This is a genomic window from Streptomyces sp. NPDC002467 (assembly GCF_042889825.1).
Lineage (GTDB): Bacteria > Actinomycetota > Actinomycetes > Streptomycetales > Streptomycetaceae > Streptomyces.
In genome coordinates this window covers 163,140-185,245 of sequence record NZ_JBIARJ010000012.1, presented here as the reverse complement: position 1 = coordinate 185,245, position 22,106 = coordinate 163,140, and the positions used below count along the sequence as shown (strand labels likewise).

Here is a 22,106-nt window from a genome sequence, read left to right as displayed (position 1 = left end):
GGCGTTTTATCGGTCCCCGAAGATCGTGCGGTGCCAGTCCTTCGCGGCCACCGCGGTGTTGTCGAACATCACGTGCTTGACCTGCGTGTACTCCTCGAAGGAGTAGACGGACATGTCCTTTCCGAACCCGCTGGCCTTGTAGCCGCCGTGGGGCATCTCGCTGATGATCGGAATGTGGTCGTTGACCCAGACGCAGCCGGCCTGGATCTCCCGGGTGGCCCGGTTCGCCCGGTACAGGTCACGGCTCCAGGCGGAGGCGGCGAGCCCGTACGGGGTGTCGTTGGCCAGTGCGATGCCCTCGTCGTCGGTGTCGAAGGGCAGGACGACGAGGACCGGGCCGAAGATCTCGGACTGGACGACCTCGCTGTCCTGGGCGGCCCCGGTGATCAGGGTGGGCCGGTAGTACGCGCCCTCGGCCAGCTCCCCGCCGGGGATCTCGCCGCCGGTGACGACGGTGGCGTAGTCCCGGGCCCGCTCGACGAAACCGGCGACGCGGTCGCGCTGGGCGTGGGAGACCAGCGGGCCGAGGTCGGTGGAGGCGGCGAAGGGGTCGCCGAGGCGTACGGTCTCCATCAGCTCGGCGACGCGGGCGACGAAGGCGTCGTGCAGCGGCCGCTGCACGTAGGCGCGGGTGGCGGCCGTGCAGTCCTGGCCGGTGTTGATGAGGGAGGCGGCGACGGCGCCGTTGGCGGCCGCCTCCACGTCGGCGTCGTCGAAGACCACGAAGGGCGCCTTGCCACCGAGCTCCAGGTGGAGCCGCTTGACGGTGGCGGTGGCGACCTCGGCGACCCGCTTGCCGACCGCGGTGGAGCCGGTGAAGGAGGTCATGACGACGTCCGGGTGGCCGACCAGGTGCTCGCCCGCCGTGCGGCCGGCGCCCGTGACGATGTTGATCACGCCGTCGGGCAGGCCCGCCTCCTTGGCCGCCTGCGCGAACATCAGCGAGGTCAGCGGGGTGAGCTCGGCCGGCTTGAGGACGATCGTGTTGCCCGCCGCGATCGCCGGGAGGATCTTCCAGGCGGCCATCTGGAGCGGATAGTTCCAGGGCGCGATGGAGCCGACGACCCCGATGGCCTCACGGCGTACGTAGGAGGTGTGGTCGCCCGAGTACTCCCCCGCCGCCTGCCCCTGGAGGTGACGGGCGGCGCCCGCGAAGAAGGCGGTGTTGTCGATGGTCCCCGGCACGTCGAACTCCGTGGACAGCCTGATCGGCTTGCCGCACTGGAGGGACTCGGCGTACGCGAAGTCCTCGGCCTGCTCGGCCAGCACGGCGGCCAGCCGGTGCAGCGCGTCCGAGCGCTCGCCCGGGGTGGCGCCGGACCAGGCCGGGAAGGCCCGCTTGGCGGCGGCGACGGCCTCGTCGACGTCCGCGGTGCTCGCCAGCTCGTAGGTGAGGACCTCATTGCCGGTGGCGGGATCGACCACGGTGTGTGACTGGCCGGATGTCCCGGCCCTCAGCTGTCCGTCGATGTACTGCGCGCCGTCTGCGAAGCGGTCTTTGACCTGGAAGCGGTTGCCCATCACGCTCTCACGCTCTCCGTAGCTACAGTTCGAGCTAAAGCCCGAATTGAGTGCCGATCCTGACAGAGGAGAACCACTCGGCCAAGTGATTCCGCTGTTGCCTTTTGATTACGCGACGGAATCGGTCGACCATGTGTCGAGGCACGCCCGAAATCCCGTACGAAGTGTCAGTGGCGACTGTCAGACTCGCGTGCATGGAGATGATCGAGAAGCTGACGGAGCAGGTCAGCCGTGGTGAGCGGGTCAAGTTCCTGCCGTTCTGGGGACACCGTCCGAGGCCCGACGGAAGCCTCGGCCCGAGCTGCCTGAGCCAGTGGTGGCCGTCCGAGTTCACTGTGGGTGACGTCCGCTACGACACGGCGGAGCACTGGATGATGGCCGCGAAGGCCCGGCTGTTCGGGGACGCGGAAGCGGAGCGGGCGGCCCTGGAAGCGCGGACCCCGGCCGAGGCGAAGAAGGCCGGGCGGCTCGTGCGCGGCTTCGACGACGCGATATGGGAGCGCGAGCGGTACGGGATCGTGGTGGAGGGCAGTGTGCACAAGTTCTCCTCCACGCCGGAGCTCACCGCGTACCTGCTGGGGACGGGGAACCGCGTGCTGGTCGAGGCCAGCCCGCTGGACCGCATCTGGGGCATCGGACTCGCGGCCGACGACGAGCGCACCCTGGACCCGGCCCGCTGGCGGGGGCTGAACCTGCTCGGTTTCGCCCTGATGGAGGCTCGCGAGCGGATCGGTTGGGGCGAAGGACCGGGCGGGGCCGCCAAGTAATTGCGTGGTGGATCCCCGCCCCGGCACCTAACGTGATGCTCGTCCAGGTGCGAAGGCGAGACCTACTTCCACTGTTAATGGGGTGGCCGCGGGTTCGAGTCCCGTCACCGGCTTCGGGCCGGTGTAGCTCAGTTGGCAGAGCACCTTCTGGTTTCGCCGACCTCGATCTCTGGACACCCACGTCACGCACCTCCCGGTGCGCGGGCTGCGGCTCCTTCTTTCCCAAGAGAATCCCAAGCCGCCGCCACCTTGATCTCGGGAGGCACGCGTGGGGGACGCCCGGTGCGCAGGCGACGGTTACTTCCGGATCAACGTGTCGCGGGTTCGAATCCCGCCCGGCCACGGCCGGTAGCTCAGTCCGGTAGAGCAGTCGACACAGTCCGTCGCCGACTTCGATCTCGGGCGTCCCCCACGTCGGGCCTCCCCGCTTTCCTTTGAATTCGGGGGGATTCACCATGGCTCGTTTCAACCTGCGCGCACTCAAGGCGGCGCCCGCCGCGCCCGCTCCACCCACTTCGCCCGTACGCGCGACCCGCCGCGCCCGCGCCCTCACCCGCGAGGGCGGCCCCGGGTACGAACGCGATCCGCGGTCCGAGCTGTTCCTGCTCGCCGTCTCCAACTTCGTGACGCAGCGGACCTTCTACGAGAGCGGCGAGAACCGCGACGACCGCTTCGCCACGCTCGTGCGCCGGCTCGCCGTGGAGGACCCCGCGTGGACCGCCGGCCTGCTGCGCTGGCTCCGCGGGGACGCGCACATGCGGACGGCCTCGATCGTCGGCGCCGCCGAGTACGTCAAGGCGCGCCTCGACGCGGGCGCCGACGACGGGCCCTCGAACCGCCAGGTCGTGGACTCCGTGCTGCAGCGCCCCGACGAGCCCGGCGAGCTGCTCGCGTACTGGACGGCCACGCACGGACGCAACGTGCCCAAGCCCGTCAAGCGCGGCATCGCCGACGCCGTGCGCCGGCTCTACTCCTCGGCCTCCCTCCTGAAGTACGACACGGCGTCCAAGGGCTACCGCTTCGGTGACGTCCTCAACCTCGTGCACGCCTCCCCCGACCCGGCCAAGCCCTGGCAGGGAGAGCTCTTCCGGCACGCCCTCGACCGCCGGCACCACCCCGAGGACGCGCGGGTCCCGGAGGGCGACCGCACCCTCGCCGCCCACCGGGCGCTGATGGAGCTGCCCGTCGCGGAGCGGCGCGGTGTGGTGCTCGCCCCGGACGGCGCGGAGCGCCTCGCCGAGGCGGGCATGACCTGGGAGGCGCTCGCCGGATGGCTTCAGGGGCCGATGGACGCGGCCGCCTGGGAGGCGGTCATCCCGTCGATGGGTGCGATGGCGCTGCTGCGCAACCTGCGCAACTTCGACCACGCCGGGGTCTCGGACGAGGTGGCCGCACGGGTCGCGGCGAAGATCTCCGACCCGGAGGTCGTCGCCCGGTCGCGGCAGTTCCCCTTCCGCTACCTGGCGGCCTACCAGCACGCGCCCTCGCTGCGCTGGGCGTACCCGCTGGAGCGGGCGCTGGGGCACTCGCTGGCCAACGTACCGGCGCTGACCGGCCGGACACTGGTGCTCGTCGACCGGTCCGGGTCGATGTGGAGCCCGCTGTCCGACCGCTCCCAGCTCAACCGGGCGGACGCCGCGGCCGTCTTCGGCACGGCACTGGCGCTGCGGGCCGAGAACGCCGACCTGGTGCAGTTCGGCACGACGAGCGCGGCGGTCCCCTACACCCGGGGCGAGTCCGTGCTGAAGGTGCTGGAGCGGTTCGGGGACCTCGGCGGCACCTACACGGCCCAGGCCGTGAGGGAGCACTACCGGGGGCACGACCGGGTGCTGATCGTCACCGACGAGCAGGCCGCCTCGTACGGATACGGCGGCGACCCGACCCAGGAGGTGCCCGGCACGGTACCGGTGTACACCTGGAACCTGGCCGGGTACCGAGTGGGCCACGCGCCCTCCGGTTCCGCGAACCGGCACGCCTTCGGCGGGCTCACCGACGGGGCGTTCCGCATGGTGTCGCTGATCGAGGCGGGCCGGGACGCCGACTGGCCGTGGGCCTAGGCGGACCCGTGCCGGGGTCCGCTCAGACCCTCTCGCGGTCCTGGGAGTTCGAGTACGGGCTGTCGTAGCGGGTGCCGGGGAGCGGGCCCTGGTCCATGAGCGTCTTGATGCCCAGGACGAGCATCAGGCCTCCGAGCACGATGCCGATGGCGCCGAGGATGATGCCGGCCAGCGCCATCCCGCCGTTGTCGGCCTCGCCTCGGTTCGCCTTGCCCTTGCCCAGGGCGCCGAAGACCACGGCCGCGATGCCGATGGCGACGGCTATGAAGCTGGTGACGCAGCCCACCACGGAGAGGATGCCGAGGACGAGGCCGGTGACGCCGAAGCCGTTGCTCTTCGGCATGCCGTAGGGCTGGTACGCGGCGTAACCCGGGTACCCCGCCTGGCCCGGATACCCCGCCTGGCCCGGATACCCGGGCTGGCCGGGGTACCCGTACGTCGGCTGGGCGGGGCCGGCACCGGGGTGGGCGTAGCCGTGGCCGTTCGGGTCGGGCTGCGACGGATAGCCGTACGCGGCGGACGCGGTGGGAGCGGGTCCGGACGCGGGGAACCCCGCGGGGGCCTCGGCCCCCGGCAGCCCGACGACCGTCTGCTGGTCGTGCACCGACGGCGGACCCGACACGCCCGGAGCGCCCGACATCCCGTGCGTGTCCTGCGGCTTGGCCAACTCCACCGGCGGCCGCTCCGGCGGAGCCCACGGGTCTCGCGGCTCGGGACTGTTCTCGGTCATACGGAGCCCCCTCTCGTACAGCCATGCTAAGCGCTGCCACCGACGGTCACCGGTCTGCCTACGATGAAGGCCGACCTGCCCGCACCAGCGTCTTTTCCGGAGGCATCCCCATGACCGACCTGCACCCCTTCATCGCGGGGCTGCCCAAGGCGGAACTCCACGTCCACCACGTCGGCTCCGCGTCGCCGCGCATCGTCGCCGAGCTCGCGTCCCGGCACCCGGACTCGAAGGTCCCCACCGACCCCGAGGCGCTCGCCGACTACTTCACCTTCACGGACTTCGCGCACTTCATCGACGTCTACCTGTCGGTCGTGGACCTGATCCGCACGCCCGAGGACGTCCGACTGCTGACCTTCGAGGTCGCCCGCGACATGGCCCGGCAGAACATCCGCTACGCCGAGCTGACCATCACCCCGTACTCCTCCACCCGCCGCGGCATCGACGCGAAGGCCTTCATGGACGCCATCGAGGACGCCCGCAAGGCCGCCGAGGCCGAGCTCGGCGTCGTCCTGCGCTGGTGCTTCGACATTCCCGGCGAGGCCGGCCTGGAGGCCGCCGCCGAGACCGCCCGCCTCGCCGTCGACCTCCGCCCCGAGGGGCTGGTCTCCTTCGGCCTCGGCGGCCCCGAGATCGGCGTCCCGCGCCCGCAGTTCAAGCCGTACTTCGACGCCGCCCGCGCCGCCGGCCTGCGCAGCGTGCCGCACGCGGGCGAGACCACCGGCCCCGAGACCATCTGGGACGCCATCCGCGAGCTGGGCGCCGAGCGCATCGGTCACGGCACCAGCGCCACCCAGGACCCGGAACTCCTCGCGTACCTCGCCGAGCACCGCATCGCGCTGGAGGTCTGCCCGACCTCCAACATCGCCACGCGCGCGGTCGCGGACCTCGACCAGCACCCGGTCAAGGAGATGGTCGCGGCGGGCGTGCTCGTCACCATCAACAGCGACGACCCGCCGATGTTCGGCTCGGACCTCAACAACGAGTACGCGGTGGCCGCGCGCCTCCTCGATCTCGACGAGCGCGGGGTGGCCCGGCTCGCGAAGAACGCCGTCGAGGCCTCCTTCCTGGACGACGCAGGCAAGGCTGCGCTGAGCGCCGAGATCGACACGTACACCACCGCCTGGCTGGCGCGCTGACGCCCCGTCGACAATGGGCGCATGCGCACCCTTACTGCCGTCGGTCACCGCGGCGATCCCTACCGTGTCCGTGAGAACACCCTGGCCTCGATCCGCTCCGCGTTCGCGCGCGGGGCGGACGCGGTCGAGATCGACGTCCGGCTGACCCTCGACGGGGTGCCGGTCCTGCTCCATGACGAAACGCTCCAGCGGCTGTGGGGCCACGACGTGCGCCTGGACGCCGTCACGGCCCCGCGGTTGCGGGAGCTCACCGGAGGCGGCGTCCCGACCCTGCGCGAAGCGCTGATGGAGGCCGGGGCGGGCCGGCTGATGATCGATCTGCCAGGTGCCACGGCGGAGTCGGTGCGCACGGTCGTGGGCCAGGTCCAGGAGTGCGGGGCCCGCGAGCGGACGTACTACTGCGCGGGCCCGAACACCATGCTGGCCGTCCGCGCCGCCGATCCGGCCGCGGAGATCGCCCTGACCTGGACCACGCTGTCGCCGCCGCGCCGGGTGCTGATCGACGCGGTGTCCCCGCGCTGGCTCAACTACCGCTTCGGGCTGGTGAGCCGGGAGCTGACGGAGGCGCTGCACCGGGACGGGCTGCTGGTGTCGGCGTGGACGGCGGACACCAAGAGGACGATGCGGGCGCTGGTCGCGGCCGGCGTCGATTCCATCACCACGAACCGCCTGGACGCGCTGGCCGCCGTACGCGCCGGGCTCGGGCAGTGACGGGCGGGCTCGGCGAGCGCCTGCGCGAGCGGGTCGTACGGGCGGATCCGCGCTGGCAGGACGTGGGGCTGACGCTGCTGGTGCAGGTGGCGACGACCATCCCCTTCGTGGTGCCCCGCGATCCCGAGGACTCACCGGCGACCTGGGCCGCGTACCTGCTGACCACACTGGGCAACCTGCCGCTGGTGTGGCGGCGGCGGGCGCCCACGGCGGCTCTCCTCGGGGTGATCGCGGCCGGCTACCTCTACCGGACGGTGCTGGACGGTCCCGGGCAGCCGTTGCCGTACGCGGGCCTGATCTGCGTCTACTCGATCGCCCTGCTGCGGCCGCCGCGGGAACGGCTGGCCGTCGGGGCGGCCCTGGTCGTGGTGATCGCCGTGTCCGTCGGGCTCAACACGGGCACGGCCAGGGAGCTGTTGTTCGCGCTGTTCGTGTTCGCGTCGGCGTTCGCGCTGGGGCGGCTCCAGGCCACGCGGCTGGCGTACACGGAGGCGGCCCTGGACCGGGCGGCGCAGTTGGAACGGGCGAACCGGATCGAGGCGGAGCAGGCGGCGGCCCGCGAACGGGCGCGCATCGCGCGGGAGATGCACGACATCCTCTCGCACGCCGTCAGCATCATGATCGTGCAGGCGGAGGCCGGTCCGGTGGCGGTGCGCCGGGCCCCGGAGCGTGCGGAGGCTGCTTTCGAGGCGATCGCCGAGACGGGCCGGGACGCGATGGCCCAGCTCCGGACGATCCTGGGAGTGCTGCGGGCGGAGGAATCGGCTCCGCGCGCTCCGCAGCCGGGGATCGGGGAACTGCCGGCGCTGGTGGACCGGGTGCGGGCGAGCGGGCTGGCGGTGTCGTACGAGCGCACGGGCGAGGTGCGCGGGCTGCCGGCCGCGCTGGAGGCGACGGTGCACCGGGTGGTGCAGGAGGCGCTGACCAACGTGGTGAAGCACGCGGGGGCCACGGCGGTGGACATACGTCTGGAGTACGGGGCGCGGGAGCTCGCGGTGCGGGTCACGGACGACGGCCGGGGACCGTCCGGCGGCGGCGCGGGCGGGCACGGGCTGATCGGGATCCGCGAGCGGGCGGCGGCGCACGGCGGGACGGCGTGGACCGGACCGGGGGCGGACGGGCGCGGCTTCACGGTGCTTGTAACCTCACCGCTGGAGGTGGGGAATTGACGATCCGTGTGGTGGTGGCGGACGACCAGGAGCTGGTGCGCAGCGGGTTCGCGATGATCCTGGACGTCCAGGAGGACATCGAGGTCGTGGCGGAGGTCGGGAACGGGGCGGAGGCGGTGTCGGCGGTGGAGCGGCTCGCCCCCGACGTGGCGCTCCTGGACGTCAGGATGCCGGTGCTGGACGGGATCGAGGCCTGCCGGGCGATCTCGGCGCGCAGCGCGTGCCGGACGGTGATGCTGACGACCTTCGACTCGGACGAGTACGTCTACGAGGCGCTGCACGCGGGGGCGAGCGGGTTCCTGCTGAAGGACGTGCGGCGGGACGATCTGGTGCACGCGGTACGGGTGGTGGCGGCGGGCGAGTCGCTGCTGGCGCCTTCGGTGGCGCGGCGGTTGATCGAGGAGTACACGGCGGCGACGGCCCGGCAGCCGGTCGTGTCCCCGGCGGCTGCGGAGCGGCTGGAGGCGCTGACGGCCCGGGAGCGGGAGACCCTGGTGCATCTGGGGCGCGGGCTGTCGAACGCGGAGATCGCGGCGGCGCTGGTGGTGAGCGAGCACACGGTGAAGTCCCATGTGGGGAACGTGCTGGCGAAGCTGGGGCTGCGGGACCGGATCCAGGCGGTGATCTGCGCGTACGAGACGGGGCTGATCGCGGCGGGGGCTCCGGGCTCGGCGGGCTCGGCGGATCCCTCTGCGGTATCTCCCTCTGGCGGGTGAGGGGCGGCGGGCCGACTCCCCCGTGCCGGTGAGTTGTCGTACCGCTGAAGACCCCTCTTGGTGGTGATCCGCAACGGCCCCTGCGACCTGCAGCATTGAGTCATCGGGGGGCAGCGGGCCCCGCGGGTCGCACACAGGGGGAACGTCATGAAGGCACGTACGCGCACGCTGGTCGCCGCCGCTCTGGTCCTGGGCATCGTCGCCGGTCCGGCGGCCGCCGCCCAGGCCGCTCCGGCTCCGGCGCCGACGCCGGTTTCGGCTCCGGCCGCGTCCCCGGTCTTCTCCACGCCGCCGGACGCGGCGGCCCTGCGGAAGGCGATCGCCGGGGTCGGACCGCAGAACAAGGACGCGACGGCCGCGCTGGTCCGGGTGGGCGGTACGAGCGGCAGCTGGCGGGGCGCGGCGGGCGTCGCGGACGTCCGCAGCGGGCGCGCGGCGGTGGAGGACGCCCGTTTCCGGGCCGGTTCGGTGACGAAGACCTTCACGGCGGCGGTGGTGCTCCAGCTGGCAGCCGAGGGCAAGGTGGACCTGGACCGGCCGGTGCAGGAGTACCTCCCGGGGCTGCTGCCCGGGTTCGAGCCGGTGACGGTGCGCCGGCTGCTGAACTACACGAGCGGCCTGCAGTCCGCCGACGGTCCCGGAGACACCTTCCAGGACGAGTACGCCCACCGCTTCGACCTGGTCGACCCGCACGCGCTGATCGCCAACGCGGTGGCGAAGGGGCCGGAGTTCAGGCCCGGTGAGAAGCAGCGTTACAGCAACATCCACTACACGGTGCTGGGCGTGCTGATCGAGAAGGTGACGGGGACGACGTACGAGAAGGCCGTCGGGGACCGGATCATCAAGCCGCTGGGCCTGCGCCACACCTCGTTCCCGGCCCGTACCCAGAACCGCATACCGGGTCCGTACAACCACGGCTATCAGGCGGTGGTGGGGGCCGACGGCAGCCGCACGCTGGTCGACGTGTCGGATTGGAACTCCTCGTCCAACTGGGCGGCGGGGGACCTGATGTCGACGACGGCGGACCTGGAGCGGTTCACGACGGCCCTGTTCGCCGGCCGGGTGGTACCGAAGACGCAGCTGGAGGAGATGTTCACCGTCCCCGACGTGACGGACGCCGCGAACGGCGAACACGCCGTGCAGACGGCCGGCATGAAGGAGTTCGTGCTCCCGGACGGCACGAAGCTCTACGGCAAGACGGGCTCCCGGTACGGCTACAGCACGGTCATCGGCGGCACCCGCGACCTGTCGCGCACACTGGTGTACTCGGTGAACGCCACCGACGCCAAGGGCCGGGACATGAATGCCGTGGGCTACGGCATCATCGGTGCGGCCTTCGCCAAGTAGCGCGGGCCATCGGCCTCTTGCAGGACCTCCAGCCGCTTGATCATGCGGCGCAGGACCAGCAGGGGGATCACTCCGAAGACGCCGAACGACATGTCGATGACGCTCCACCAGACGGGTATCCCGCGGATCGGTCCGCAGATCAGGGCGAGCGGGATGATGCCGGCGCAGGCGACCATGCCGGCTTCGACGATCCAGATGTTGCGGACGGGGTCGCGGTGGACGCCGTAGAAGAACACCGCGATCACCAGGTGGGCGAAGGCGAGCCAGTCCGTGCCGTAGAGGAGGAAGGGGTACTCGGCATCGGCCCGCTCCAGCCCGTCGCCGACCCGTCGGAGCCACTCGTTGTCCACCAGGGCGTTGGCCCAACGGAGTTCGCTCACCAGGGGGAAGGCGGTGAGTCCGCTCAGCACCAGGCAGACGAGGAACAGGACCAGCCAGGCGCGTATGCGCCGCTCAAGGGCGCTTCTCTCGCTCATGGAAGGAAGCGTACACCTGGAATTGAACACGTTCAGCCAAATCTCTGAACGTGTTCAATCGACCGATGGGCCCGGCTCAGAGTCCGACGATCGCGTTCCAGCGCTTGGCGAAGGTGCGGCGCTCGGCGGTGGAGATGCCACGGGCGACGGCCAGCCGCTTGCGCATCTCGTCGTCGGGGAAGATCAGCGGGTTCTCGGCCAGTTCGGCGGTCTCCTTGTCGTCGGATCCGGCCAGGACCTCGCGGGCCGCCGGGACGGGGCAGACGTAGTTGACCGAGGCGGCGAGCGCCGCGGCCGTCTCCGGCTCGTAATAGTGGTCGATCAGGGCCTCGGCATTGGCCTTGTGGCGGGCGAGGTTGGGGATGAGCAGGCTTTCCGCCCAGAGTTCGGCACCCTCCTCGGGGACCACGAACTCGATGTCGGGGTTGTCGGCCTGGAGCTGGATGACGTCGCCGGAGTAGGCCTGACAGGCCAGGACGTCGCCCTTGCTCAGATCGGAGGTGTAGTCGTTGCCGGTGAAGCGGCGGATGTGCTTCTTGCGCACGAGCTCCTCGACCTGGTCGCACACCCGGTGGTAGTCGGAGTCGGTCCAACGGGTGACGTCCACCCCGTTGCCCTGCATCAGCAGCGAGAAGGACTCGTCGAGGCCGGAGAAGAGGGTGACCTTGCCCGCGAGGTCCGTGTGCCACAGGTCCTTGACCGATTTGATCTCGCGGCCCAGGGCCTTGCGGTTGTAGGCGATGCCGGTGATCCCCGACTGCCAGGGGACGGTGTGCAGTCGGCCCTCGTCGAAGACGGGGGAACGCAGCTGCGGGTCCAGGTTGCGGGAGACGTTGGACTGCGCCGAGCGGTCCATCTTCTGGGCCCAACCCAGGTGGACGAAGCGGGCGGCCATCCAGTCGCTGACCACGACCAGGTCGTGGCCGGTCTCCTGGTGGTTCATCAGGGCGGGGCTGATCTTGCCGAAGAACTCGTCGTTGTCGTTGATCTCCTCGGAGTACCGGACCTCGATCCCGGTGCGCTCCGAGAAGGAGTCCAGCGTCGGCCGGCTCTCCTCGTCCTCGTCGTCGGTGTCGATGTAGAGCGGCCAGTTGGAGAAGACCACGCTCTGCTCCCGCTCGGAGCGGTCCGCGCCCGCGCGCTGCTCTTCCGGGACGTAGGCGGCGGGGACGCCGCAGCCGGTGAGGGCGGCGAGCAGGCCCGCGGCACCGAGGCCGCGCAGCGCGTCGCGGCGGGAGAAGTCGAGTCGAGGCATGGCCAAAGCCTCGGTGAACGCCGAAGGGCGGGCAATAGACAACGTGTCTACTGCCCGCCCCTTCAGCACTGTGCTGTGATCAGTGCGGCGAGGCCGCCGATCAGCCGTCGAGCGAGGTCATGACGTGCTTGATGCGCGTGTAGTCCTCGAAGCCGTAGGCGGAGAGGTCCTTGCCGTAGCCGGACTTCTTGAAGCCGCCGTGCGGCATCTCGGCGACGAGCGGGATGTGGGTGTTGATCCACACGCAGCCGAAGTCGAGGTTCTTGGACATCCGCATCGCGCGACCGTGGTCCTTGGTCCACACGGAGGAGGCGAGGGCGAACTCGACGCCGTTCGCGTACTCCACGGCCTGGGCCTCGTCCGTGAAGGACTGGACGGTGATGACGGGGCCGAAGACCTCGTTCTGGATGATCTCGTCGTCCTGCTTGAGGCCGGAGACCACGGTCGGGGCGTAGAAGTAGCCCTTGTCGCCGACCTGGTGGCCGCCCGCCTCGACCTTGGCGTGCGCGGGGAGGCGCTCGATGAAGCCCGCGACCTGCTTGAGCTGGTTCGGGTTGTTCAGCGGGCCGTACAGCACGTTCTCGTCGTCCGGCTGACCGGTCTTCGTGTCCGCGGCGGCCTTGGCGAGCGCGGTCACGAACTCGTCGTGGATCGACTCGTGCACGAGCACGCGGGTGGCCGCGGTGCAGTCCTGGCCGGCGTTGAAGTAGCCGGCGACCGCGATGTCCTCGGCGGCCTTGGCGATGTCGGCGTCCGCGAAGACGACCACGGGGGCCTTGCCACCGAGCTCCAGGTGGACGCGCTTGACGTCCTTCGAGGCGCTCTCGGCGACCTGCATGCCGGCGCGCACGGAGCCGGTGATGGAGGCCATCGCCGGGGTGCTGTGCTCGACCATGGCCTTGCCGGTCTCGCGGTCACCGCAGATGACGTTGAAGACGCCCTTGGGGAGGATCGAGTCGATGATCTCCGCCATCAGGATGGTGGAGGCCGGGGTGGTGTCCGAGGGCTTGAGCACCACGGTGTTGCCCGCGGCGATCGCCGGGGCGAACTTCCACACGGCCATCATCATCGGGTAGTTCCACGGCGCGACCTGGGCGCAGACGCCGACGGGCTCACGGCGGATGATCGAGGTCATCCCCTCCATGTACTCGCCGGCCGAGCGGCCCTCCAGCAGACGGGCGGCACCCGCGAAGAAGCGGATCTGGTCCACCATCGGCGGCAGCTCCTCGCTGGCCGTGAGGCCCAGCGGCTTGCCGGTGTTCTCCGACTCGGCGGCGACGAGCTCGTCCGCGCGCGCCTCGAAGGCGTCCGCGATCTTCAGCAGCGCCTTCTGGCGCTCCGACGGCGTGGTGTCGCGCCAGCCCGGGAAGGCGGCCGCGGCGGCGGCCATGGCGGCGTCGACGTCGGCCTGGCCCGAAAGCGGGGCCGTCGCGAAGGCCTCGCCGGTGGACGGGTTGACCACCTCGGTGGTCCGCCCGTCGGCGGCGTCCTTGAACTCCCCGCCGATGTAGTTGCGCAGACGACGCAGTTCGGTGGTCACTACAGCCACACTCCTGATCACATGTCCAACGATTGAGACGAATCCCAAGCCTAGCCCCTCGGGCGACGCTTTCGACAGACCCGGATGCCACCAACTACGAAATCGGTGAGATCCGAGTCGGCAAACAACGGATTTCATCGATTCCGTCTTGCGGAACAGACGACCCTCGTGCACAGTGAGGTCGTGGTCAGTCGAAGCGCAGATTCCAGGAACAGACAACCGTCCCCTTCGGTCGATGCTGTGTCCCTGGCGATCATCGAGCAACTGCAGGAGGACGGCCGCCGTCCCTATGCATCGATCGGCAAGGCCGTCGGCCTGTCCGAAGCCGCCGTACGCCAGCGCGTACAGAAGCTGCTCGACCAGGGCGTCATGCAGATCGTCGCCGTCACCGACCCGCTCACCGTGGGGCTGCGGCGCCAGGCGATGGTCGGCATCAACGTCGAGGGAGACCTCGACCCGGTGGCCGACGCACTGACCGACATGGCCGAGTGCGAATACGTGGTGATGACCGCGGGGTCGTTCGACCTGATGGTGGAGATCGTCTGCGAGGACGACGACCACCTGCTCGAAACGATCAACAAGAAGATCCGCACGCTCCCCGGCGTGCGATCAACCGAAAGCTTCGTTTATCTGAAGCTCAAGAAGCAGACCTACATGTGGGGAACTCGATAGCCCGTGAGCCAGGACCTCTCCAAGACCGCGTACGACCACCTGTGGATGCACTTCACCCGCATGTCGTCGTACGAGAACGCACCCGTCCCCACCATCGTGCGCGGTGAGGGCACCTACATCTTCGACGACAAGGGCAAGCGCTACCTCGACGGCCTCGCCGGCCTGTTCGTGGTCAACGCCGGCCACGGCCGCAAGGAACTTGCCGAGGTCGCCTACAACCAGGCGCAGCAGCTGGCCTTCTTCCCCGTGTGGTCGTACGCCCACCCGAAGGCCGTGGAGCTCGCCGAGCGCCTCGCGGACTACGCTCCGGGCGACCTGAACAAGGTCTTCTTCACCACCGGTGGCGGCGAGGCCGTCGAGACCGCCTGGAAGCTCGCCAAGCAGTACTACAAGCTGCAGGGCAAGCACACCAAGTACAAGGTCATCTCGCGTGCGGTCGCCTACCACGGCACCCCGCAGGGCGCCCTGTCCATCACCGGTCTGCCGGCCCTGAAGGCCCCCTTCGAGCCGCTGGTCCCCGGTGCCCACAAGGTGCCGAACACCAACATCTACCGCGCCCCGATCTACGGCGACGACCCCGAGGCCTTCGGCCGCTGGTGCGCCGACCAGATCGAGCAGGAGATCCTGTTCGAGGGCGCCGACACCGTCGCCGCCGTCTTCCTGGAGCCGGTGCAGAACGCCGGTGGCTGCTTCCCGCCGCCGCCCGGGTACTTCCAGCGGGTCCGCGAGATCTGCGACGAGTACGACGTGCTGCTCGTCTCCGACGAGACGATCTGCGCCTTCGGCCGCCTCGGCACGATGTTCGCCTGTGACAAGTTCGGCTACGTGCCGGACATGATCACCTGCGCCAAGGGCATGACCTCGGGTTACTCCCCGATCGGTGCCTGCATCGTCTCGGACCGCATCGCCGAGCCGTTCTACAAGGGTGAGAACACCTTCCTGCACGGCTACACCTTCGGCGGGCACCCGGTGTCCTCCGCGGTGGCGATCGCCAACCTCGACATCTTCGACAAGGAAGGCCTCAACCAGCACGTGCTGGACAACGAGGACGCCTTCCGCTCGACGCTGGAGAAGCTGCTCGACCTGCCGATCGTCGGCGACGTCCGCGGCAACGGCTACTTCTACGGCATCGAACTCGTCAAGGACAAGGTCACCAAGGAGTCCTTCACCGACGAGGAGACGGAGCGCGTGCTCTACGGCTTCCTCTCCAAGGCCCTCTTCGACGCCGGCCTGTACTGCCGCGCCGACGACCGTGGCGACCCGGTCATCCAGCTGGCCCCGCCGCTGATCGCGGACCAGGGAACCTTCGACGAGATCGAAGGCATCCTGCGCGCGGTGCTCACCGAGGCGTGGACCAAGCTGTAACCCGAGCTGCACCCGGACTGTAAATAGTCCGATCCACACGGCCCGGATCCCCCTTTCGAGTGAGAGGTGGGGGTCCGGGCCGCGTGCTGTCGGCATCCAAGACGTTCATCTCTTTACATCTCCATGCGGCGCCAGTGACCGAACCGGCTCCGCTTCGTTCCCCCGGACGGAGGTGTACGCCATGGTGGCTCCACCGGACAATGCCCCGCCTGACAATGACGTCCTGTGGGCACGGTCCCTTCAGTACTCCCACAGCGGTTCTCCCGGTCTCGCCGGGATCTCCCTGGGAGTGCGCCAGGGCGAGATCCTGGCCCTGACCGGCCCCCGCGGCAGCGGCAAGACCACCCTGCTGCGCTGCCTCTCCGGGCAGCTGCTGCCGGATGAGGGGGAGGTCTGGTTCAACAGCCTCCCCGTGCACACCATGGGCGCGCTGTCCCGGGAGCGGCTGCGCCGTGACCGGTTCGGCTGGATCGGCCCCGAACCGCAGCTGCTGCCCGAGCTGAAGGTCTGGGAGAACGCGGCCCTGCCGCTGCTTCTCTCCGGCGCCTCCCACCGCAGTGCCAAGCACGCCGCGTGCGAATGGCTGGACCGCCTCGACATCGGCGCCTTCGCCCGCAAACGGCCCACCGCCCTGGGGCGGGCCGAGTCCCAGCGGGTGGCACTGGCCCGGGCGCTCGTCAACCAGCCCGCGGTGATCTTCGCCGACGAGCCCACGGCCCCGCTGCACCAGGCCGAGCGCGCCCTGCTGCTCCGTACGCTGACCACGGCGGCCCGCTCGCACGAGATCACCGTGCTGTTGGCCACCCACGACGAGGAGAGCGCCGCCGTCGCCGACCGGCGCCTGGCCCTGCTCGACGGCCGCTGGGCCGGAGCCGCGCCGGCCGCCCCGTCGCAGGGTCCCGAGACGTCGGAGGGGCAGGCCGCGTGCTCGCTCTCCGCCTAGCCCGAGGCTCCCGGCCCCTGGTCCAGCTGCGCCGACTCCTCGTCGCGGCCGCCTCCGCCGGTACCGGGTTCCTGCTGCTCTACGTCCTCCAGGACGCCGTGGTCCGGCCCGCCGGATCGTTCCCTCGCCTGCTGTGGGCGCTCGTCCCGCTCGCCGCGACCGTCCACTTCGCCGTCGCCGTGGCCCGTACCGACCCCGCGACCCGCCCCCGCGAGGGGCTGGACGCGGCGGGGCTGGGACCCGTACGGCTCGTCCTCGTCGCGGCGATCTCCACCGCCGTCGCCTGCACCCTCGGCAGCGCGCTGGCCCTGGCCGCCTTCCTCCACCTGCGCGGCGACCTGTCCGGGGTGCCGTTCGACGGGGCCGGGGCCCGGCTCCTGCACGCCGAGCAGCCGCTGCCCGTGGCCGCCGCCCTCACCCTGCTGGCCGTGATCCCCCTCACCGCCTCGATCGCGACCGCCCTCACCCTGCGACCCCGGCCGTCCATGGCCCCGCAGACCGGGCTGCCCTGGGGCATCGCGCTGACGGCCTGCGGGCTCGCGGTCCAGGCGTACGCGGGCCGCAGCGGCACGGGGACGCTGACCGGCTGGTCTCTGACCGCGCTCGGCCTCGCCCTCGCCGGACCCGGACTCGCCTACGCCTGCGGCGCCCTCGTCCAGGCCGTACGTCCGGGCGCGCTCCGGCTGCTGGCCGGACGCGCCCTCCAGGAGGAGGCTGCCCGGCTCGGCCCGCCGCTCGGGGTGCTGTGCGCGGTCGGTGCGGGCGCGCTCACCGCGCTGGCGCTGCCCGGCGGGGGCGGGCTGCTCGCGCCGCTCGGCCCGCTGACCGGGCCGGCCGCCGCGCTGGTGGCCGGGTGCGCGGCCGCGACCCTTCTCACATCCGCGGTCGAGGCGAGGCAGACCCGGGCCTCGGCCCGCGAGACGCTGACCGGCATGGGCGCTCCGGCCAAGGTGCTGCGTACGGCGGCGAGTTTGCGGGCCACCGCGCTCGTGGCCGTGTGCCTGCCGCTCAGCTGGGGTGTGGCGCAGCTGACGTCGCTGGCCCTGACCCGCTGACGGGGCAGCCCTTAGGGTGGGCCGGATGGTCAACGGATACATCGACATCGAGATCGAGACGCTCGCCGAATTCGACCGGGTCGCCTCCCGCGGCTCGCTCGGCGGCTACCGGATCCAGTCGGTCAACCTGCTGGAGCGGACCTTCGCGCTGCTGTCCGCCGACACCGCGGCGGCCGTGTTCCTGGGCTGCCCGATGGAGCCCGACGCGGCCGCGAAGGTCCGCGCCGACGGCGCGCTGGTCTTCCCGCCCGTCCCCGACCTGCCCTTCGACCCGTACCGGGGGCTCCTCTACAGCCCCGAGGAGCTCTTCGCCGGGCTGGCCGACGGGTACGGGGCGACCCCGGACTGTCAGGCGTACGCCTGGTTCCAGGAGACCAGGGCCGACGGGGACGTCTTCTCCTCCATGCTGCGCTCGCTCCACGACGACGCCGTCTCGGACGCCCTCGACGAGCACCTCGCGGGCGCCCGGGTCGTGGGCGTGATGGGCGGACACGCCATGGCCCGCGGCGGTGCGGCCTACCGGGGCGCCGCCGAGCTGGGCCGGGCGCTGACCCGGTCCGGGCTGACCGTGGCCACCGGCGGCGGGCCGGGCGCGATGGAGGCCGCCAACCTCGGCGCCCACCTGGCGCCGGCGGCCGACGAGGCGCTCCCCGAAGCCCTGGAGTTGCTCGCCAAGACCCCGTCCTTCGAGCCGTCGGTGGCCGAATGGGCGCGTGCGGCGTTCGCCGTAAGGGACCGCCTGCCCGGCGGTGGCGAGTCGGTGGGCATCCCGACCTGGTTCTACGGGCACGAGCCGCCGAACGCGTTCGCCTCGCACATCGGCAAGTACTTCGCGAACGCCACCCGGGAGGACGGGCTGCTGGCCCGGTCCAACGCGGGCGTGGTCTTCCTGCCGGGCGCGGCGGGCACCGTACAAGAGGTCTTCGACGCCGCCACTGCGAACTACTACGAGTCGCGGGGCGAGCCGGCGCCGATGATCCTGGTCGACCGGGCCCACTGGACCGAGCACCTTCCGGTCTGGCCGCTGCTGCACGCGCTGGCGCGCGGCCGGTCGATGGAGTCCCGGATCGCGCTCGTGGACTCGGTGGACGAGGTCGCGGACGTCCTCGCCTCGATGGCTCGAACCGAACCGAACTGAGTTTCCGAAGCAACTTCGGGGCCCGTTCACACGTCTGGCAGAGGTACCGCAAAACCTGCCAGACGTGAACGGAGCCCTCGGTGCTCATAGGCCTGCTGACCGCTGTCGCGGCGTCCATCTGCTACGGCACGGGCTCCGTGCTGCAAGCCGTCGGATCGCGCCGCGCCGCACGGATGTCCCCGGCCACGGCCGGGGTGACCGCCCATGGCGGACCCAATCTGTCGTCCACCGCGAAGGCGGCGATGACCTGGGAGTTCATCGTCGGCACGATCCTGGACTTCGTGGGCTTCGGCCTGGGCGCCCTGGCCGCCCGCCTCCTTCCCCTGTTCCTCTCCCAGACGGTGATCAGCGCCAACCTGGTGATCACGGCCGTGCTGAGCGTGAAGATGCTGGGCATCCGGCTCAGCCGCAAGGAGTGGACCTCCATCGGGGTCGTCTGCACGGCGCTGGTCCTGCTGGCGACGGCGGCGGGCCACGAGGGCGGCCACCACGCTCCGATGGCCACCCACTGGTGGCTGCTGGGGATCACCGTGCTGCTGATGGTGGGCGGCACCGTCGCCGTACGCCTCCTGGGCGGCGGGGCGGCCATCCTGGCGGGTCTGCTGTCGGGGCTGGGCTTCGGCGCGCTGGGCGTCGGCGTCCGGATCCTCGACGGGGTCGACCCGTTCGACCTCGGCACCCTCCTGTCCGACCCCGCGCTCTACGCCATCGTGCTGGCGGGTGTCGGCGGCATGTACCTGCACACGGTCGCCCTCCAGATCGGCTCGGTGAACGGCGCCACGGCGGCGCTGGTCGTCGGCGAGACGGTCCTGCCGGGCGCGATCGGTGTCCTGTGGCTCGGCGACGCGTCCCGCCCGGGCCTGGCGTGGCTGGCGGTGCTCGGCTTCGTCCTCGCGGTCGCCGGTGCGGTGGCCGTCGCCTGGTACGGCAAGCACGAGGGCTCCGAACCCCAGGTGGAGACCCCGGTCCCGGCGGCGGTCGGGTAGGCGCGGGGCGGCCGGCCGCCGGTGTGGCCGGCCCGGGGCCGCCCCTTCACCCGCTCGCTCTCCCCCGGTGGCGTACGCCCGGCGGCTGCCGCTTGCTGGACGGGGGAGAAAGCGAGGAGCCGATGGCCGCCACGGACACCGCCACCGCCCGGCTGTACGCGCCCCGGGCCGCCGGGGCGGCGGGCGTCGCCTTCGCCGTGCTGCTCGCGGCGGCGATCGTCCTGATGCGGCTCGCCATCCCCTCGGGCGGCGCCGGGGAGGCGGTCCCCGAGGAGGACCGCTGGGCGGTGCGGCTGGCCCTGGAGATCGTGCCCTTCGCCGGAATCGCCTTCCTCTGGTTCATGGGCGCGATGCGCGCCCATGTCGGGGAGGTCGAGGACAAGTTCTTCGCCACCGTCTTCCTCGGCAGCGGCTTCATCTGTGCCGCCACCCTGTTCGTCGCCGCCGGGGCGGCGGGGACCGTGCTGGCGGAGGACACTCCGTCCGACTTCGGCCGCCACTACGCGTACACGATCCTGGCGACGTACTCCATGCGGATGGCGGCCGTCTTCGTCCTCTCGACCTCGATGATGGGGCGCCGGCTCGGGGTCTTCCCCCGGCCCCTGATCGCGCTGGGCGTCCTCGTCGGCCTGGTCCTGCTCGTGGTCGGGTCCGGCGTGCCCTGGTCCGAGTTGGTGTTCCCCGTCTGGGCCTTCGTCATCAGCGTCCACATCCTGCGCATGAGGCCCCGGCCGTAGTAGGCAGTCGACTCCGCAGAGCCCCCGTCACCTCCCCTGACCTGCGGGTTCGTTCCCCGGCAGGACGCACCCGGCTGCCGCATGCATCCTGGATGAGGTAAGGGAACGGGGGGTCGGGGAACTCGGGGACGACGGGGAAGATCCAGCCACGGAAAGGCGGATGCCTCATGAGGCTTGTCGTGGACCTCAACCGCTGTCAGGGCTACGCCCAGTGCGCGTTCCTCGCCCCGGACGTCTTCGCCATGCACGGCGACGAGTCGCTGTTGTACAACCCTCAGCCCGACGAGGAGCACCGCGAGAACGTCGTCCGCGCCGTCCACGCCTGTCCGGTCAGGGCCATCCTGCTGGACGCGATGAACGGTTCCCTGTCGACCACGGAGGCACCCGGTGAGCGGTGACTCAGCCCTTGAGCGGCTCAAGCGCGACGGTCGCATCGTGGTCGTCGGCGCTTCCCTCGCCGGCCTGCGTGCCGCCGAGACCATGCGCGAGAAGGGGTTCGCCGGATCCCTCACGATGATCGGCGACGAACCCTACGAGCCTTACGACCGCCCCCCGCTGTCCAAGCAGGTCCTGCTGGGCAAGGCGACCGCGGACCGTACGCTCCTCCCCCGCCGCCGGGACATCGACGCCAAGTGGCGGCTCGGCGTACCGGCCAGCGGCTTGGACATGGCGGCCCGCCGGGTCAAGCTCGCCGACGGTGACGAGGTGGAGTACGACCGGCTGCTGATCGCGACCGGGGTACGGGCCCGCCCGTGGCCCAACGAGGAGGAGGCGGCCCTCGAAGGCGTCTTCACCCTGCGCACCCGCGACGACGGGGCCGCCCTGGAGCGGCGCCTGGCGGCCGGGCCGCGTCGGGTCCTGGTCATCGGCGCCGGGTTCACCGGCTCCGAGATCGCCTCGGCCTGCCGGGAGCGGGACCTCGCGGTCACGGTCGCCGAGCGGGGCGACGCACCGCTGGTCGGGGCCCTGGGCGGGGTGATCGGCGAAGTCGCGGCCGGGATGCACCGCGAGAACGGGGTGGACCTGCGGACCGGGATCATGGTCACGCGGCTGGAGGGCGACTCCTCCGGCCAGGTACGCGCGGCCCACCTGTCGGACGGCAGCGTCCTGGAGGCCGACGTCGTGGTCGTGTCGCTCGGCGCCCAACGCAACACCGACTGGCTGACCGGCTCCGGGCTCGGAGCGGGTCCGCGGGGCATCGCCTGCGACGCGGGCTGCCGCGCCTTCAACATCTGGGGCATCGTCACCGACGACATCTACGTGGCGGGTGACGTGGCACGCTCCCCACACGCGCTCTTCGGGTACCAGTTCCTGTCCCTGGAACACTGGGGCAACGCCGTCGCCCAGGCCGAGACGGCGGCGCACAACATGCTCAGCGAGGGCGTGGACCGCCGCCCGCACGTGTGGGTCCCGGCCTTCTGGTCCTCGCAGTTCGGGGTGAACATCAAGTCGGTCGGGGTGCCCTCGATGGGCACCGAGATCCTCATCACGCAGGGCTCGCGCGCCGAGCGCCGCTTCGTGGGCGTCTACGGCTACCAGGGGCGCGTCATCGGCGCCGTCACCTTCGACCAGTGCCGCTGGCTGGACTTCTACGAGCAGCAGATCGAGCAGACCGCGCCGTTCCCGCCGCCCTTCGCGACGGTGGACCGCAGGAGCGAGGGGAACAACCCGCTGGACGCGGACTTCCCAGACCCGTCGGTGCCCACGCACGGCCCGACCATCACCCTGAGCGGCTACTCACCGGCCGACCGGCGGATGACGTTCACGCCGGCCCACAACTGAGCA

General features: G+C 71.2%; 21 protein-coding genes. 16 read left to right on the top strand and 5 right to left on the bottom strand.

Annotated elements, in window-relative coordinates; translation table 11 throughout:
• Window positions 1-6: 6 nt before the first annotated feature.
• Window positions 7-1,521, bottom strand: coding sequence for a gamma-aminobutyraldehyde dehydrogenase (locus ACFYYJ_RS24915; RefSeq protein ID WP_385124412.1), 1,515 nt, complete (start codon window positions 1,519-1,521; stop codon window positions 7-9).
• Window positions 1,522-1,715: 194 nt separating this feature from the next.
• On the opposite strand from ACFYYJ_RS24915, the gene ACFYYJ_RS24910 reads away from it, so the two are divergent.
• Window positions 1,716-2,288, top strand: a complete 573-nt coding sequence (locus tag ACFYYJ_RS24910) for an NADAR family protein (protein WP_385124413.1) — start codon at window positions 1,716-1,718, stop codon at window positions 2,286-2,288.
• 455 nt (window positions 2,289-2,743) lie between these two features.
• Window positions 2,744-4,345 carry a TROVE domain-containing protein gene (locus ACFYYJ_RS24905; RefSeq protein WP_389135541.1) on the top strand — a complete coding sequence of 534 codons (1,602 nt, stop codon included), beginning with the start codon at window positions 2,744-2,746 and terminating at the stop codon, window positions 4,343-4,345.
• A 22-nt stretch (window positions 4,346-4,367) separates the two neighbouring features.
• Here ACFYYJ_RS24905 and ACFYYJ_RS24900 read toward each other — a convergent pair whose 3' ends face one another.
• Window positions 4,368-5,075 (bottom strand): hypothetical protein, encoded by a 708-nt coding sequence (locus ACFYYJ_RS24900; protein ID WP_389135538.1) that lies wholly within the window; start codon window positions 5,073-5,075, stop codon window positions 4,368-4,370.
• A 110-nt stretch (window positions 5,076-5,185) separates the two neighbouring features.
• On the opposite strand from ACFYYJ_RS24900, the gene ACFYYJ_RS24895 reads away from it, so the two are divergent.
• From ACFYYJ_RS24895 to ACFYYJ_RS24875, 5 genes are all read left to right on the top strand, one after another.
• Window positions 5,186-6,211, top strand: a complete 1,026-nt coding sequence (locus tag ACFYYJ_RS24895; protein WP_385124352.1) for an adenosine deaminase — start codon at window positions 5,186-5,188, stop codon at window positions 6,209-6,211.
• 21 nt (window positions 6,212-6,232) lie between these two features.
• Window positions 6,233-6,922: a glycerophosphodiester phosphodiesterase gene (locus ACFYYJ_RS24890; RefSeq protein ID WP_389135535.1), complete on the top strand. Its 690-nt coding sequence runs from the start codon at window positions 6,233-6,235 to the stop codon at window positions 6,920-6,922.
• Complete coding sequence (locus ACFYYJ_RS24885) at window positions 6,919-8,091, top strand: sensor histidine kinase (protein WP_385358594.1); 1,173 nt, start codon at window positions 6,919-6,921, stop codon at window positions 8,089-8,091. The genes ACFYYJ_RS24890 and ACFYYJ_RS24885 overlap by 4 nt, the downstream gene beginning before the upstream one ends.
• Window positions 8,088-8,807 (top strand): response regulator, encoded by a 720-nt coding sequence (locus ACFYYJ_RS24880; protein WP_385358592.1) that lies wholly within the window; start codon window positions 8,088-8,090, stop codon window positions 8,805-8,807. Before ACFYYJ_RS24885 ends, ACFYYJ_RS24880 begins: the two co-directional genes overlap by 4 nt.
• A gap of 147 nt (window positions 8,808-8,954) precedes the next feature.
• On the top strand, window positions 8,955-10,154 hold the full coding sequence (locus tag ACFYYJ_RS24875) for a serine hydrolase domain-containing protein (RefSeq protein ID WP_389135532.1): 1,200 nt from the start codon (window positions 8,955-8,957) through the stop codon (window positions 10,152-10,154).
• Here the strand turns inward: ACFYYJ_RS24875 and ACFYYJ_RS24870 are convergent.
• From ACFYYJ_RS24870 to ACFYYJ_RS24860, 3 genes are all read right to left on the bottom strand, one after another.
• Window positions 10,121-10,630, bottom strand: a complete 510-nt coding sequence (locus ACFYYJ_RS24870; RefSeq protein WP_389135531.1) for a hypothetical protein — start codon at window positions 10,628-10,630, stop codon at window positions 10,121-10,123. The genes ACFYYJ_RS24875 and ACFYYJ_RS24870 overlap by 34 nt on opposite strands.
• A gap of 76 nt (window positions 10,631-10,706) precedes the next feature.
• Window positions 10,707-11,885: a spermidine/putrescine ABC transporter substrate-binding protein gene (locus tag ACFYYJ_RS24865; protein ID WP_389135528.1), complete on the bottom strand. Its 1,179-nt coding sequence runs from the start codon at window positions 11,883-11,885 to the stop codon at window positions 10,707-10,709.
• A gap of 100 nt (window positions 11,886-11,985) precedes the next feature.
• Window positions 11,986-13,425 carry a gamma-aminobutyraldehyde dehydrogenase gene (locus tag ACFYYJ_RS24860; RefSeq protein ID WP_389135526.1) on the bottom strand — a complete coding sequence of 480 codons (1,440 nt, stop codon included), beginning with the start codon at window positions 13,423-13,425 and terminating at the stop codon, window positions 11,986-11,988.
• Between the two features lie 168 nt (window positions 13,426-13,593).
• Between ACFYYJ_RS24860 and ACFYYJ_RS24855 the strand changes: the two genes are divergently transcribed.
• From ACFYYJ_RS24855 to ACFYYJ_RS24815, 9 genes are all read left to right on the top strand, one after another.
• Complete coding sequence (locus ACFYYJ_RS24855; RefSeq protein ID WP_281207348.1) at window positions 13,594-14,097, top strand: Lrp/AsnC family transcriptional regulator; 504 nt, start codon at window positions 13,594-13,596, stop codon at window positions 14,095-14,097.
• Between the two features lie 3 nt (window positions 14,098-14,100).
• Window positions 14,101-15,462 carry an aspartate aminotransferase family protein gene (locus ACFYYJ_RS24850; RefSeq protein WP_385124364.1) on the top strand — a complete coding sequence of 454 codons (1,362 nt, stop codon included), beginning with the start codon at window positions 14,101-14,103 and terminating at the stop codon, window positions 15,460-15,462.
• 181 nt (window positions 15,463-15,643) lie between these two features.
• A complete protein-coding gene (locus ACFYYJ_RS24845; protein WP_385124366.1) occupies window positions 15,644-16,405 on the top strand; it encodes an ABC transporter ATP-binding protein in 762 nt (253 codons plus the stop codon).
• A complete protein-coding gene (locus ACFYYJ_RS24840; RefSeq protein ID WP_389135522.1) occupies window positions 16,387-17,460 on the top strand; it encodes a hypothetical protein in 1,074 nt (357 codons plus the stop codon). Before ACFYYJ_RS24845 ends, ACFYYJ_RS24840 begins: the two co-directional genes overlap by 19 nt.
• 25 nt (window positions 17,461-17,485) lie before the next feature.
• Window positions 17,486-18,598, top strand: coding sequence for an LOG family protein (locus tag ACFYYJ_RS24835; protein WP_385124368.1), 1,113 nt, complete (start codon window positions 17,486-17,488; stop codon window positions 18,596-18,598).
• An 80-nt stretch (window positions 18,599-18,678) separates the two neighbouring features.
• The gene (locus ACFYYJ_RS24830; RefSeq protein ID WP_385124369.1) at window positions 18,679-19,584 is read left to right on the top strand and encodes a hypothetical protein; all 906 of its coding nucleotides are present in this window, start codon (window positions 18,679-18,681) and stop codon (window positions 19,582-19,584) included.
• A 122-nt stretch (window positions 19,585-19,706) separates the two neighbouring features.
• Window positions 19,707-20,321 (top strand): hypothetical protein, encoded by a 615-nt coding sequence (locus ACFYYJ_RS24825; RefSeq protein ID WP_385358581.1) that lies wholly within the window; start codon window positions 19,707-19,709, stop codon window positions 20,319-20,321.
• Window positions 20,322-20,488: 167 nt separating this feature from the next.
• A complete protein-coding gene (locus ACFYYJ_RS24820; protein WP_384580035.1) occupies window positions 20,489-20,719 on the top strand; it encodes a ferredoxin in 231 nt (76 codons plus the stop codon).
• Complete coding sequence (locus tag ACFYYJ_RS24815; protein WP_385124373.1) at window positions 20,709-22,103, top strand: NAD(P)/FAD-dependent oxidoreductase; 1,395 nt, start codon at window positions 20,709-20,711, stop codon at window positions 22,101-22,103. Before ACFYYJ_RS24820 ends, ACFYYJ_RS24815 begins: the two co-directional genes overlap by 11 nt.
• Window positions 22,104-22,106: the final 3 nt, after the last annotated feature.

What these genes read in the sequence shown, in the direction of transcription:
- ACFYYJ_RS24915 (WP_385124412.1), bottom strand. Translation starts at nt 1,521, where the DNA reads ATGGGCAACCGCTTCCAGGTCAAAGACCGCTTCGCAGACGGCGCGCAG.
- ACFYYJ_RS24910 (WP_385124413.1), top strand. Translation starts at nt 1,716, where the DNA reads ATGGAGATGATCGAGAAGCTGACGGAGCAGGTCAGCCGTGGTGAGCGG.
- ACFYYJ_RS24905 (WP_389135541.1), top strand. Translation starts at nt 2,744, where the DNA reads ATGGCTCGTTTCAACCTGCGCGCACTCAAGGCGGCGCCCGCCGCGCCC.
- ACFYYJ_RS24900 (WP_389135538.1), bottom strand. Translation starts at nt 5,075, where the DNA reads ATGACCGAGAACAGTCCCGAGCCGCGAGACCCGTGGGCTCCGCCGGAG.
- ACFYYJ_RS24895 (WP_385124352.1), top strand. Translation starts at nt 5,186, where the DNA reads ATGACCGACCTGCACCCCTTCATCGCGGGGCTGCCCAAGGCGGAACTC.
- ACFYYJ_RS24890 (WP_389135535.1), top strand. Translation starts at nt 6,233, where the DNA reads ATGCGCACCCTTACTGCCGTCGGTCACCGCGGCGATCCCTACCGTGTC.
- ACFYYJ_RS24875 (WP_389135532.1), top strand. Translation starts at nt 8,955, where the DNA reads ATGAAGGCACGTACGCGCACGCTGGTCGCCGCCGCTCTGGTCCTGGGC.
- ACFYYJ_RS24870 (WP_389135531.1), bottom strand. Translation starts at nt 10,630, where the DNA reads ATGAGCGAGAGAAGCGCCCTTGAGCGGCGCATACGCGCCTGGCTGGTC.
- ACFYYJ_RS24865 (WP_389135528.1), bottom strand. Translation starts at nt 11,885, where the DNA reads ATGCCTCGACTCGACTTCTCCCGCCGCGACGCGCTGCGCGGCCTCGGT.
- ACFYYJ_RS24845 (WP_385124366.1), top strand. Translation starts at nt 15,644, where the DNA reads ATGGTGGCTCCACCGGACAATGCCCCGCCTGACAATGACGTCCTGTGG.
- ACFYYJ_RS24835 (WP_385124368.1), top strand. Translation starts at nt 17,486, where the DNA reads ATGGTCAACGGATACATCGACATCGAGATCGAGACGCTCGCCGAATTC.
- ACFYYJ_RS24825 (WP_385358581.1), top strand. Translation starts at nt 19,707, where the DNA reads ATGGCCGCCACGGACACCGCCACCGCCCGGCTGTACGCGCCCCGGGCC.
- ACFYYJ_RS24820 (WP_384580035.1), top strand. Translation starts at nt 20,489, where the DNA reads ATGAGGCTTGTCGTGGACCTCAACCGCTGTCAGGGCTACGCCCAGTGC.